The sequence below is a fragment of the Streptococcus sp. Marseille-Q8145 genome (genome assembly GCF_965112035.1).
Genome location: NZ_CBCOPQ010000003.1, coordinates 195,275 through 208,890, shown reverse-complemented (window position 1 = coordinate 208,890; position 13,616 = coordinate 195,275). Strand labels below are relative to the sequence as shown.

At 43.3% G+C, this 13,616-nt stretch carries 12 protein-coding genes; 3 read left to right on the top strand and 9 right to left on the bottom strand.

From position 1 onward, the window contains the following. Window positions 1-2: 2 nt before the first annotated feature. The 4 genes from glgB to ACWPVL_RS07340 all read right to left on the bottom strand — a co-directional run bounded on the left by glgB (window position 3) and on the right by ACWPVL_RS07340 (window position 5,965). A complete protein-coding gene (gene glgB, locus ACWPVL_RS07355; RefSeq protein WP_454387943.1) occupies window positions 3-1,916 on the bottom strand; it encodes a 1,4-alpha-glucan branching protein GlgB in 1,914 nt (637 codons plus the stop codon). Window positions 1,917-2,304: 388 nt separating this feature from the next. Next, the gene (locus tag ACWPVL_RS07350; RefSeq protein ID WP_454387941.1) at window positions 2,305-3,729 is read right to left on the bottom strand and encodes an NADP-dependent glyceraldehyde-3-phosphate dehydrogenase; all 1,425 of its coding nucleotides are present in this window, start codon (window positions 3,727-3,729) and stop codon (window positions 2,305-2,307) included. Between the two features lie 234 nt (window positions 3,730-3,963). Then, complete coding sequence (gene ptsP / locus ACWPVL_RS07345; protein WP_454387939.1) at window positions 3,964-5,697, bottom strand: phosphoenolpyruvate--protein phosphotransferase; 1,734 nt, start codon at window positions 5,695-5,697, stop codon at window positions 3,964-3,966. Between the two features lie 4 nt (window positions 5,698-5,701). Beyond that, on the bottom strand, window positions 5,702-5,965 hold the full coding sequence (locus ACWPVL_RS07340; RefSeq protein WP_005589589.1) for a phosphocarrier protein HPr: 264 nt from the start codon (window positions 5,963-5,965) through the stop codon (window positions 5,702-5,704). Window positions 5,966-6,407: 442 nt separating this feature from the next. Here ACWPVL_RS07340 and nrdH point away from each other — a divergent pair, with 442 nt between their 5' ends. The 3 genes from nrdH to nrdF all read left to right on the top strand — a co-directional run bounded on the left by nrdH (window position 6,408) and on the right by nrdF (window position 9,978). Further along, window positions 6,408-6,626 (top strand): glutaredoxin-like protein NrdH, encoded by a 219-nt coding sequence (gene nrdH / locus ACWPVL_RS07335; RefSeq protein ID WP_005589588.1) that lies wholly within the window; start codon window positions 6,408-6,410, stop codon window positions 6,624-6,626. Window positions 6,627-6,720: 94 nt separating this feature from the next. Beyond that, complete coding sequence (gene nrdE, locus ACWPVL_RS07330; protein ID WP_454387937.1) at window positions 6,721-8,880, top strand: class 1b ribonucleoside-diphosphate reductase subunit alpha; 2,160 nt, start codon at window positions 6,721-6,723, stop codon at window positions 8,878-8,880. 132 nt (window positions 8,881-9,012) lie between these two features. Beyond that, the gene (nrdF, locus tag ACWPVL_RS07325; protein ID WP_005589584.1) at window positions 9,013-9,978 is read left to right on the top strand and encodes a class 1b ribonucleoside-diphosphate reductase subunit beta; all 966 of its coding nucleotides are present in this window, start codon (window positions 9,013-9,015) and stop codon (window positions 9,976-9,978) included. A gap of 62 nt (window positions 9,979-10,040) precedes the next feature. On the opposite strand, the gene ACWPVL_RS07320 is transcribed toward nrdF, so the two are convergent. The 5 genes from ACWPVL_RS07320 to pyrH all read right to left on the bottom strand — a co-directional run bounded on the left by ACWPVL_RS07320 (window position 10,041) and on the right by pyrH (window position 13,602). Then, entirely contained in the window at window positions 10,041-11,039 is a 999-nt protein-coding gene (locus tag ACWPVL_RS07320) for a PhoH family protein (protein WP_454387935.1), read from the bottom strand. A 91-nt stretch (window positions 11,040-11,130) separates the two neighbouring features. Next, window positions 11,131-11,346: a YozE family protein gene (locus tag ACWPVL_RS07315; protein WP_454387933.1), complete on the bottom strand. Its 216-nt coding sequence runs from the start codon at window positions 11,344-11,346 to the stop codon at window positions 11,131-11,133. Next, the gene (gene cvfB, locus ACWPVL_RS07310; protein WP_454387931.1) at window positions 11,347-12,201 is read right to left on the bottom strand and encodes an RNA-binding virulence regulatory protein CvfB; all 855 of its coding nucleotides are present in this window, start codon (window positions 12,199-12,201) and stop codon (window positions 11,347-11,349) included. It lies immediately after the preceding gene. A 99-nt stretch (window positions 12,202-12,300) separates the two neighbouring features. Then, window positions 12,301-12,858, bottom strand: coding sequence for a ribosome recycling factor (gene frr, locus ACWPVL_RS07305; protein WP_005589576.1), 558 nt, complete (start codon window positions 12,856-12,858; stop codon window positions 12,301-12,303). Between the two features lie 18 nt (window positions 12,859-12,876). Next, window positions 12,877-13,602: a UMP kinase gene (pyrH, locus tag ACWPVL_RS07300; RefSeq protein WP_005589574.1), complete on the bottom strand. Its 726-nt coding sequence runs from the start codon at window positions 13,600-13,602 to the stop codon at window positions 12,877-12,879. Between the last annotated feature and the right edge of the window lie 14 nt (window positions 13,603-13,616).

Genomic DNA, 13,616 nt, shown 5'->3' with positions numbered 1-13,616 from the left:
TCCTACTCCTTTGTGGAATCTTTTTTAGCATTTTTACGAACATTCACACGACGCTTGATTTTCCAAATACTTGCTCCCAAAGCTGGTAGCGTAAAGGTCAAGGTCTGCGGATAATCTTTCCATAGTCCCTCTTGAGACTGAACTGTTTCGTTGTGTTCTTTCCAAACACCTCCCCATTTCTCTAATTCAGTATTCCATACTTCTTCATAAACGGCTGCCACTGGCACACCAATGGTAAAGTTTTTGCGCTCTACTGGCACCATGTTGAATACACAGACTAAAATATCTCCTTTTTCCGTCTTACGGATAAAGGAAAGGACGCTCTGATCGGTATTGTCTGCATCAATGATTTCGATGCCATCATAGCTCAAATCAATCTCCCAAAGCGGACGATTGTCTCGATAAAAGGCGTTGAGGGCAGAAGTGAAGCTCTGCATCTGCTTGTTCATCTGATCGTCCAGATTTGACCATTCCAGCTGCTCTTCTGACTTCCACTCTAGGAATTGACCAAATTCTGAACCCATAAAGAGCAGTTTCTTGCCTGGATGGCAGATTTGATAGGTCAAGAGGTTGCGGAGACCAGCAAATTGATTATAGCGGTCACCCCACATCTTATGCATCATGCTCTTCTTACCATGAACGACTTCGTCGTGAGAGAAAGGCAATAGGAAATTTTCAGAAAAAGCATACATAAAACTGAAGGTCACCAGATTAAAATCGTACTTGCGGTAAATCGGGTCTTCTTCATAGAAACGGAGAATATCGTTCATCCAGCCCATATTCCACTTGAAGTCAAAGCCCAAACCGCCCATTTCTCTCATACCCGTAATCTTAGTTTCGGACGAGCTCTCTTCAGCAATCATCATGACATCAGGATGAGCTAGCTTGATGACCGTATTCAAGCGCTGCAAGAAATAGTAGCCTTCATAGTTACGATTACCGCCGTCCTTGTTTGGCTGCCAAGGACCACTATCGTAGTCTAGATAGAGCATGTTGCTAACCGCATCCACACGAACCCCATCTAGATGGTAGAAATCAATCCAGAACTTGATACTAGAAATCAAGAAAGATTGCACTTCATTTTTTCCCAAGTCAAAATTCAAGGCACCCCAGCCATAGTTATGAGCTCGGTCATGATCCTGGTACTCAAAGGTTGGTGTTCCATCATAGTAGGCCAAGGCATCGTCATTGATGGTAAAGTGACCTGGAACCCAGTCCACAATGACACCAATATTATTCAAGTGACATTCTTCGACAAAGTCCTGAAATTCCTCTGGCGTTCCATAAGTATGTTCAAAGGCAAAGTAACCCATGAGCTGGTAGCCCCAGCTGAGTCCCAAAGGATGGGCCATGAGCGGCATGAACTCAACGTGTGTATAGTTCATTTCGACCAGATAAGGAATCAACTCCTCCTTAAGCTGAGCCATAGAATATGGACTGCCGTCAGGATTGCGTTTCCAAGATCCAGCATGCACTTCATAAATATTGACCGGTCTTGAGAAAAAGCCCCAACGCTTTCTCCGAGCCAGCCAAAGTCCATCTTGCCACTTCTTCTCTGGAATAGTCCGAACAATGGCTCCCGTACCTGGGCGCTCTTCCAAATAGATAGCCAGCGGATCAATTTTCAAGATTTCCTGACCACTACTGCGTTTGATATTGTACTTGTAAATATCTCCTTCCTTAGGCAAATCCGTGAAGACTTCCCAGACACCGCCTTCATTGCGAGTCATAGGAATCTGCTCTCCATACCAATTGGTGAAATCTCCAATCAGATGCACATTCTGCGCATTTGGAGCCCAAACTCTAAAGGTGTAGCCAGCCTTGCCATCCACCACGTCCTGATGCACTCCCAAATAATGCTGCAAATGAAAGTTTTCACCTGTTGTAAAGGTTCTTAATGCTTCTTTTTTATCCATTTAGTCACCTTTCTGTTTGTAAGCGTTTTCTATGTTTCTATTTTACCCCATTTTCTTATATTTTTCAAGTAAATTTCCAAAAACTATCTCAAAAATTTCAAAAGCCCAATTTCTTCAAAAGAATGAGTTGCTATATCAAGGTTTTTGTGGAAAATATCTGATAAAATACTGATTTCAAAGAGTTTGAGGCTAATATCTGTACTTAAAAATCAATCCCTGTACTAGGATTCCTAAAATAATTTATCTAGACCAATATGTAAATTTACATTTTAAAATGATAAGCAATCAAAAATATCAACGCCTGCTTATTTTTATATTGTTCGAACACTTGTTAGAATTACAAGTTCATAAAGGTAAGAAAAAAGGCCGCACAAAGCCGCCTTTCTCATTATTTCACATCAAACACGATGGATTTCACTTGTGTCATCGCTTCGATACTGTAACGAATCCCTTGCACTCCGGCTCCAGATCCCTTAACACCAAGGAATGGGAAGTTATCTGGACCACGTTGGGTCTTATTATTGATGTGTACAGTACCCACTTCCAGTTTCTCAGCAATTTCAAATGCTTTCGGAAAATCATTTGTAAAGACTGAAGATTGAAGACCAAACTCTGACTGGTTACAGATCTGAATAGCCTCTTCAACGGAAGTCACACGAATAATCGGAAGAACAGGACCAAATGGCTCTTCCCAAGCTAATTTCATATCTAGTGTCACATGGTCAAACAAGGCAGGCCAGATGAGATTTGCTTCACGTTTGATTTCTGTCAAGGCTGACGCTCCCTTTTCTTGAGCATCTTCAATCAAGCCCCAGATGAAATCTGCTGATGCATGATCAATGACTGGTGTAATATCCGCATTATCAAAGGGATCACCAACCGTCAGTTTCTCTACCTCTGCCTTAATCAGCGCCGCTAATTTATCTGCTACGCTCTCCATGACAATGACACGTTTAATAGCCGTACAGCGCTGGCCTGAATAACTGTATGCCCCGCCAACAATCTGCTTAGCTGCATGCTCCAAGTCAGCATCTTCCAGCACGACTGCAGCATCCTTACCACCCAATTCTAGCATAATTGGACGCATGCCGGCCAGCTTGCCGATGCGTTCACCGATCGGAGTGGAGCCAGTAAAGTTAATGTAGTTTACTTCCTTATGCTCAATGATGTAGTCCCCGATTTCTGAACCACGTCCTGTGATGGTATTGAAAACACCAGCAGGCAGACCAGCCTCAGCAAAAGCCTGAGCCAAGAGCAGACCAGAAATCGAACCTTGAGTAGGTGGCTTAAACATTACAACATTTCCGCCGATAAGGGCAGGAGCAATCTTAGAACCAGACAGGTTGACTGGGTAGTTAAATGGCGCAATGGCCAGTACAACTCCTACAGGCTCACGACGGACCACAGCCAGTTTTTTCTTGCTGGCAGCTTCAAAGCCACCCCCTTCCATAACCTGGCCATGAATACGGATGCCCTCTTCAGCCGCATAACGAATCAAGTCTGCTGTCCGAACAACTTCTCCAATCGCCGCTTTAATACCCTTGGCAACTTCTTTTGCAAGGATTTCGCCAATCTTCTCCTGATCGCGCTCCAAAATATCCGCGGCCTTATGCAGATAAGCTGCACGTTCGACTGCTGAAAGGGCGCGCCAAGCTGGCAAAGCCGCCCGAGCGCTCGCCATCGCATAATCAACCTCTGCCTGACTCATGGCAGGAACAGTTCCTAAAATCTCATTATTGATAGGAGATGAGATGGTGATTTCATTTTCAGAAGCTTTCCACTCTCCATTTATATAGTTCTTATATTGTGTCACGTGTCCCCTCCAAAATGTTATTAAGTATCATTTTATCAAATTTTCTGAAAATTTCAACTAAATTTTATAAATTTAAAGAAATTTTTCACAAATTTCATGAATCATCTTCTCTTGCTTATATTAACCCTCTATATTTCTCTCTTTTTTATCAATTCTCACTTTCTACACTAGGTCTACTATGACGCTGAAAAAACTAAAAAAGACCAGGAAAATTTCCTGATCTTAATTTTCAGATTAATCGAAGTCAAGATATTCTTTTTTAAGTTCAAGAACTTCTTCCATCGTTGCACATTCAGTCAATGCGCGTTGTGCAAGTTCTTCCATCTTCTTCGTATCCAATTTCTTCATGAGGCTACGAGTCCGAAGGACAGAAGTGGCACTCATAGAGAATTCATCCAAGCCCATTCCGACAAGAAGCGGCACAGCTGTTTGGTCACCGGCCATTTCTCCACACATACCTGCCCATTTGCCTTCAGCGTGAGCTGCCTTGATAACGTTGTTGATCAAGCGAAGGATTGATGGGTTGTATGGTTGGTAGAGGTATGAAACTTGTTCGTTCATACGGTCAGCTGCCATTGTGTATTGGATCAAGTCGTTAGTACCGATAGAGAAGAAGTCAACTTCTTTGGCAAATTGATCCGCCAACATTGCTGCCGCTGGAATTTCAATCATGATACCCACTTGGATATTATCCGCTACAGCAACGCCTTCAGCTTGCAATTTCGCTTTTTCTTCTTCGTAAACTGCTTTAGCTTTACGGAATTCTGTCAAGAGAGCAACCATTGGGAACATGATGCGCAATTGTCCATGTACAGAAGCACGCAAGAGAGCGCGGATTTGTGTACGGAACATAGCGTCACCAGTTTCAGAGATAGAGATACGCAATGCACGGAAACCAAGGAATGGGTTCATTTCATGCGGCATATCGAAGTAAGGAAGTTCCTTATCTCCACCGATGTCCATCGTACGGACAACCACTGGTTTTCCATTCATGCCTTCCAAGACAGCCTTGTAAGCTTCGTATTGCTCGTCTTCTGTTGGGAAGTCTTGTGAATCCATGTAAAGGAATTCTGTACGGTAAAGACCTACGGCTTCAGCACCATTTGCATTGACACCTTCAACGTCTTTTGGTGTACCGATATTAGCAGCGAGTTCAAAGTGTTTGCCATCGGCAGTCACTGTTTGAGCATCTTTCAAGAGAGCCCATTCAGCTTTTTGCTTCGCATAAGCTTCACCAGCTGCCTTGAATGCTGCTGCCTGCTCTTCAGTTGGGTTAATGATAACTTCACCAGTGATACCATTTGCTGCAATGATATCGCCGTCTTTAACGAGTTCAGTAATATTATTGGTTCCCAATACCGCTGCGATTTCAAGCGTACGCGCCATAATCGCAGAGTGGCTTGTTCGTCCACCGATATTGGTTACAAACGCCTTAACAAATTTCTTGTCTAATTGAGCTGTATCAGAAGGAGTCAAGTCATGTGCAATGACAACTGATTCTTCATTGATAGAAGCTGGATTTGGTAATTTCTTGCCCAAAAGGTTTGCCAAAACGCGCTTCGTTACGTCACGAATGTCTGCCGCACGTTCTTGCATGTATGGATTGTCTTCCATACCTTCAAAAATAGCGATAAACATGTCTGTAACTTCTTTCAGACCAGCTTCCGCATTTACTTTCTTAGTACGGATCGTTTCTTTGATTTGACCAACCATTTCAGGGTCAGCGAGTACCATTAAGTGAGCGTCAAATACTTGAGCCGCTTCTTCACCAAGGCTATCTACTGCTTTCTCACGGATAACAGAAAGCTCGTTCTGTGAAGCTTCAAGAGCTGCATCCAAACGAGCCTCTTCTGCATTCGTATCATCGACTGAAACAGTCTCAAATGACAAATCCGGTTGAACTAATAGATATGCCTTAGCAACAGCAACACCGTCAGATGCTGCAATTCCTTTAAGCATTTCTGTCATTTTCTTATGCCAATCCTTCTTTTTCCATTGTTTCTGAGATAGCAGCGATAGCATCATCCGCGTCTGCACCTTCAGCTGAGATTGTAACGTCAGCACCTTGGCCAACACCAAGACTCATAACACCCATGATTGATTTAAGGTTTACTGATTTACCTTTGTACTCAAGAGTGATATCTGAAGCAAATTTGCTAGCTGTTTGTACCAACAATGTTGCTGGACGCGCGTGAATACCTGTTTCTGCCACAATGTGGAAATCTTTAGAAGCCATAGTTAGACTCTCCTTTAAAATAATTCTTTTGAGTTAAAGTGATAACCCTTACAAGTTGATATTATATCACTTTTTGAAATCTTTTTCAAGAATTTTATAGCCCGCTTACAAAATATTTCGTTAGAGTTTGAAAATGAATTCTGTTTTAATTATAGTAGATTAGATCGTCAACTCCCTCTCTTTCCGAAATCGTTTCAAGGCTTTCTTCCTTATAATAAATTCTTCTTGGTCTAGCTTCGCTTAAAGTACAGTAAGCGCTGTGACTCCTTGTGGTTATTTCTCTTTGTTTCGATGTTTTATACACTATATATTGTATCTCTATAGTTGCTATAAGAAAACATCATACAATATTTAGTTCAAAACTGTTGACATCGAATTCGCTTTTAGATATACTAGTTTCAGATTTAAATTTAAGAAAATGAAAGTATAGAGGAATCATCTAATGGTAACTATTTACTCTAAAAACGATTGTGTTCAATGCAAGATGACCAAGCGTTTTCTTGATACCAACAATGTGGAATATCGCGAAATCAACCTTGATGAGCAACCAGAATACATCGACCATGTCAAAAGCCTCGGTTTCAATGCAGCGCCTGTTATTCAAACACCAACTGAAGCATTTTCTGGTTTCCAGCCTGGTAAACTAAAAAAATTATCATAATCTCACCAGTATTTAGAGCTTTGTTGCCGCTCCTATCATTCGTAGGAGCCGTTTATTTTGTAAAAGCAAAAGACATTTTAGAAAAAGGAAAATTATGGGACTCAAACACTTAGAAGATGTGACTTACTTCCGTCTAAATAACGAAATCAACCGTCCAGTCAATGGGCAAATCATGCTTCACAAAGATAAAGAAGCCTTGGAAGCCTTCTTTAAAGAAAATGTTGAACCAAACACGATGAAGTTTGCTTCTATTACTGAAAAAATTCAATATTTAATCGAAGAGAACTACTTGGAAAAAGAATTTATCCAACTCTATTCTCCTGAATATATTGAAGAGTTGTCTGCTTTTATCCATGCTCAAGATTTCAAGTTCAAATCTTTCATGGCTGCCTATAAATTCTACAACCAGTATGCACTGAAAACCAATGATGGTGAATATTATCTCGAAGGCATGGAAGATCGGGTGCTCTTTAATGCCCTCTACTTTGCCAACGGAGATGAAGCCATTGCCAAGGATATCGCAAATGAAATCATCCACCAGCGCTATCAACCGGCTACACCAAGTTTCCTCAACGCTGGTCGAGCTCGTCGTGGCGAATTGGTTTCTTGCTTCCTCATCCAAGTAACAGATGATATGAACTCAATCGGCCGCTCCATCAACTCCGCCCTGCAATTGTCTCGTATCGGAGGCGGAGTCGGAATTTCCCTCAGCAATCTGCGGGAGGCTGGAGCGCCTATCAAGGGCTATGAGGGAGCTGCATCTGGCGTTGTGCCTGTTATGAAACTCTTTGAGGACAGCTTCTCTTACTCTAACCAGCTGGGGCAACGTCAGGGAGCTGGGGTTGTTTATCTCAATGTCTTCCACCCAGATATTATCGCTTTCCTTTCTACCAAAAAAGAAAATGCTGATGAAAAAGTTCGGGTTAAAACCCTCTCACTCGGTGTTGTCATTCCAGATAAATTCTATGAATTGGCGCGCAAGAATGAAGATATGTATCTCTTCAGCCCTTACTCAATCGAACGTGAATACGGTGTACCATTTGCCTATATCGATATCACAGAGAAATACGATGAGCTAGTTGCCAATCCTAAGATCACCAAGACTAAGATCAAGACCCGTGATTTGGAAACAGAAATTTCTAAACTCCAACAAGAATCTGGCTATCCTTATGTCGTAAACATCGATACAGCTAATCGTTCAAATCCAATTGACGGTAAAATCATCATGAGCAACCTTTGCTCAGAAATCCTGCAAGTTCAGGAGCCTAGCCTCTTGAATGATGCCCAAGAGTATCTACACTTGGGAACAGATGTGTCATGTAACTTAGGCTCTACCAACGTTGTCAATATGATGACTTCGCCTGACTTCGGAAAATCCATCCGAACCATGACACGTGCTTTGACCTTTGTCACTGACAGCTCACACATCACAGCTGTGCCTTCCATCGACAACGGTAACAGTCTGGCGCATACCTTTGGTCTGGGAGCTATGGGACTACACAGCTATTTGGCTCAGCAGTTGATCGATTATGGATCAGCGGAAGCTGTCGAATTCACCAGCATCTACTTTATGCTCATGAACTACTGGACTTTGGTTGAGTCTAACAATATCGCTCGTGAGCGTGGTGTGACCTTCCATAACTTTGAAAAATCTGACTATGCTAACGGTACTTACTTTGACAAATACCTGACAGGTGAGTTTGTACCTAAGTCTGAGCGTGTCAAAGAGCTCTTTGCAGACATCTTTATCCCATCTGCAGAGGATTGGGCAGAGTTACGCGATAAGGTCAAGGCTGACGGCCTCTACCATCAAAACCGCTTAGCTGTTGCACCAAATGGCTCTATCAGCTATATCAATGATGTTTCTGCTTCAATCCACCCAATCACTCAACGGATCGAAGAACGTCAGGAAAAGAAAATCGGTAAGATTTACTATCCTGCGGCAGGTTTGTCAACTGAGACCATTCCTTACTACACCAGCGCCTATGACATGGACATGCGCAAGGTGATCGATGTCTACGCAGCTGCAACTGAGCACGTGGACCAAGGACTTTCACTGACACTCTTTATGCGTAGCGATATTCCTAAAGGCCTCTACGAGTGGAAAAAAGAAAGTAAGCAAACAACCCGCGACCTTTCTATCCTGCGTAACTACGCCTTCAACAAGGGCATCAAGTCCATCTACTACGTCCGCACCTTCACTGATGATGGCGGCGAAGTAGGCGCTAACCAATGTGAAAGCTGTGTCATCTAGTAAGTAACAATTTACAATTACACCATTTAAATTCAACAAAATAAAGTATAAAAAACACTTATCGCAATGTCGCCAAGGAAATCATTCCATTGGCGACATAAGCAAGTATTAGAAGTTTAAAGCGAGATTATCATGGAAACATACTATAAAGCCATAAACTGGAATGCTATCGAAGATGTCATCGACAAATCAACTTGGGAAAAGCTGACGGAGCAATTCTGGCTCGATACACGGATTCCCTTGTCTAATGACCTGGATGACTGGAGAAAATTGTCCAACAAGGAAAAAGACTTGGTCGGCAAAGTCTTCGGAGGATTGACATTGCTGGATACCCTCCAATCTGAATCTGGTGTGGATGCTCTACGTAAGGACGTCCGTACTGCCCACGAAGAAGCTGTCTTCAACAACATTCAATTTATGGAGTCTGTTCACGCCAAGTCTTACTCTTCTATCTTTTCTACCTTGAATACCAAGGCTGAAATCGAAGAAATCTTTGAATGGACTAACACAAACCCATACCTACAGAGAAAAGCTGAAATTATCAACGAAATCTACCTCAATGGTAGCCCCCTTGAAAAGAAGATTGCCAGCGTTTTCCTTGAAACTTTCCTCTTCTACTCTGGTTTCTTTACGCCCCTCTACTATCTCGGTAACAACAAACTAGCCAACGTTGCGGAAATCATCAAACTAATCATCCGTGATGAGTCTGTCCACGGGACTTACATTGGTTACAAATTCCAACTTGGTTTCAATGAATTGCCTGAAGAAGAGCAAGAGAAACTCAAAGAATGGATGTACGACCTGCTCTACACCCTCTACGAAAACGAAGAAGGCTATACAGAAAGCCTCTATGACGGTGTTGGCTGGACTGAAGAAGTGAAAACCTTCCTTCGTTACAATGCCAACAAGGCACTCATGAACTTGGGACAAGATCCACTTTTCCCAGATTCAGCGGACGATGTCAACCCAATCGTCATGAACGGGATCTCAACAGGAACATCTAACCACGACTTCTTCTCTCAGGTCGGAAATGGTTACCTTCTTGGTGAAGTTGAAGCCATGCAAGATGATGACTACAACTACGGTTTAACCAAATAATTTGCAGACACTAGAAAACGACTAACATGTTCATCAAGTTAGTCGTTTTTTATCATTTATCATCAGCTCGCGCTTTCGTCCTCAGCTACTTCACGATCCTCTTTCTTAGGAGCTGGCGGCTCATAGGCACGGATAATCTGCGCCACTACTGGATGGCGAACCACATCCTTAGCTGAGAAATGCACAAAATCAATCTGGGAGATGTTTTTCAATTTCTCCTGAGCATCAATGAGGCCGGACTTGACATTGCGAGGCAGGTCGATCTGACTGATATCTCCATTGACAATCATCTTAGACTGGAAGCCGAGACGTGTCAGGAACATCTTCATCTGCATGATGGTCGTATTTTGAGCTTCATCCAGAATGACAAAAGCATCATCCAGCGTCCGCCCCCGCATATAGGCTAAGGGTGCAATCTCAATGATTTCTCGCTCCATCAGGCGCGTCGTCTGGTCCTTACCCAAAATCTGATACAAGGCATCATAGACCGGACGAAGATATGGATCCACCTTTTCCTTAAGGTCACCAGGCAGAAAGCCCAAACTCTCACCAGCTTCTACCGCTGGTCGCGTCAAGATGATGCGTTTGACCTGCCCACGTTTGAGAGCAGTCACTGCCAAGGTCACCGCCAGAAAAGTCTTCCCTGTTCCAGCTGGCCCGATCCCAAAGACAATATCATGATTTTTAACACTATCCACATAAATTTTCTGGCCAAGTGTCTTGACCCGAATTGGCTTGCCATAGCTGTCTTTGATAATCTCTTCTTCGTAAAGAGCTACAAACTTATCAATTTCATCATTTTTGACCATAGTAATAGCTGTCACAACATCGGGAGTACCGATGGTCATGCCACGATTGACCAAGACCAAGAGAGCCTGAATGATCTGGCGAGCCTCCTCGCAGGCAGTCTCCGTCCCCAAAATCTGCACAACCTCGGTTCGGGCATGTATGATGACCTTCAATTCTTGCTCCATCAGGCGCAGATGGCGTTCATTAGAGCCAAAGAGATGAAAGGCATCATCTGGATGACCCAGTTTTAATTCTACTGAATATTCCTGCAAACAAAGAACCTCTCTATTTTAATATTTTTGAATGAATTACCTTTATTATATCAAAGCAAGGAGAAAATGACTATACCTAGCCATTATCCACTTAATGGGCCTGATACTCTTCCCAAATAGCATCAAACTCGCCCAAGTTAAAGGAAAAATTTGCATGCTCCTCCAGAAAACGACTGACCTCATAAAAATCATCCGTGTGCTTAGGAAAGGCCGTGTCCTGAAAAGCCAAATCCGCCAAAATTGCTTTGGGCTTATTACTTTTAGGATTGCGCTCCGTCATCAGCCAACTGTAAAAAGATTTTCTCATTTAAACCAACTCCGTTCCAGTCGGGTCCTGCTTGATTTTACCAGCCTTCATGAGACCGCCCAGAGCTTTTTTAAACTGGCCTTTGGAAATACCAAAAGTAGCCTTGATGTCATTTGGTGAAGATTTATCGTTCAAAGTCATGAAGCCGCCGTTGCTCTCCAGGTAGGTCAAAATCATCTGGGCATCGTTTTCCAGCATTTCAAAGGAGCGAGGCTTGAGGGAGAGATTAAGGGTGCGGTCTACTTCACGGAAGCCAATTACTCGTGCGTCTAAGACCTGCCCCAGACGTGGCTCTGCATAGCGCTCGCTCGGATGGATAAAGCCCAGCATATTATTCTCTGGCAGATAGACAAAGGTGCCAGAAAGCTTGAGCCGATAAACAATGGCTGGCCAATTTTGGTTCTGCATGTTATTGTAGGCAGGGCGAGCCAGACGCTGGAAGTCTTCCTGATAGGCCAGTTGACCCCAGATGCGGTCTTTCTTGTCCACATCCAGACGAATATAGAGGCGGTCGCCCTTCTTAGGCCAAAGTTCCTTGATTTCTGGCAAGATGTCTAGTGACACGACGATTTGCTTATCCGGCAGGCCGGTATCGACAAAGACGCCTAGATCCTTACGAACCTCCGTCACTGTTCCCCAGCCAAATTGCTCTTGGGTCGCTGTGACTTCAAGAGTCGTCAGGCGAAGTTTCTGCTTCATATCGCTGTAGGCAAAGCCCTTGACAGACTGACCGAACTCATGTTGCCCTTCTTCCTTAGAAAGCGCATAAGTCTGTCCGTCTTTCTGGACAAAGTAAAAACGATCGTTTTCATCTGTGATAATCCCCACGATGAAGCTAGCAAGATTTGTGTTCATATAGTCCTACTTCTACCTTGCCTCTTCTAATCGCAAGGATTTTTATGTTAAAACAACTCAGCCAGCCTAGGCCAACTGAGTTTTGATTCTGCTAAAATATTAAACTTCTAGAAGTTCCTTTTCCTTAGTCGCTGTCATATCATCGATATGCTTCACTGCATCATCAGTGACTTTTTGGATATCCTTTTCAAGAACCTTCAATTCATCTTCAGTGATTTCTTTAGCCTTTTCCTGTTTCTTGGCTTCGTCCATCGCATCGCGACGGATGTTACGAATCGCAATCTTAGCATTTTCACCGACTTTTTTCACTTCTTTAGCCAATTCACGACGAGTTTCCTCTGTCAGAGCTGGAATAACCAAACGAATGACAGATCCGTCGCTAGATGGTGTGATACCTAAGTCAGATGCATTGATGGCACGCTCGATATCCTTGATAGAAGACTTGTCAAAAGGCGTTACCAATAGCACACGCGCTTCTGGAATCGTGATAGAAGAAAGTTGGTTAAGCGGTGTCTCTACTCCATAGTACTCCACATGGATGCGATCCAAAAGGCTAGCATTAGCGCGACCCGCACGGATGCTACCAAATTCACGCGCCAAACTTTGGTGCGAGTGGGTCATTCTTTCTTTTGCTTTTTCTACAATTGCATTTGCCATTTTCTTTTCTCCTGATTTTTATAAATTATTTGAGACAGTTGTCCCGATTTGCTCGCCAAAGACTACTCGTTTGATATTGCCAGGTTCATTCATATTAAAGACGACTAGGTCAATGTCATTGTCCATAGAAAGGGTAGAAGCAGTCGAGTCCATGATGCGCAAGCCTTTATTAATAACATCACGGTGGGTCAATTCATCAAACTTCACAGCTGTTTTATCCTTGTTTGGATCGGCATTGTAGACCCCGTCCACACCATTTTTAGCCATGAGGATAGCATCTGCCTCAATTTCTGCAGCCCGCAGAGCAGCAGTCGTATCTGTTGAGAAATATGGTGAACCAATACCAGCACCGAAAATAACGATCCGACCTTTTTCCAAGTGACGAAGAGCACGTCCACGAATATAAGGCTCAGCCACCTGCTGCATCGCAATCGCTGTCTGAACGCGGGTGTCAACGCCCACTTGCTGCAAGGAATCTGCCATTACAAGTGCATTCATGACTGTTCCCAACATGCCAGTATAGTCCGCTTGAACGCGATCCATACCCGCTTCTGCTGCTGGCTCGCCTCGCCAAAGATTACCGCCACCGATAACCAAGGCAATTTGAATGCCCAGTTCATGGACTTCCTTGATTTCTTCAGCCATCTTTTGGACAGTGGCGATGTTGATCCCTACACCTTTTTCGCCAGCCAAAGCTTCTCCAGATAGTTTAATCAAAATACGCTTATATTTAGGTTCTACCATTTTTCCACTCCTTG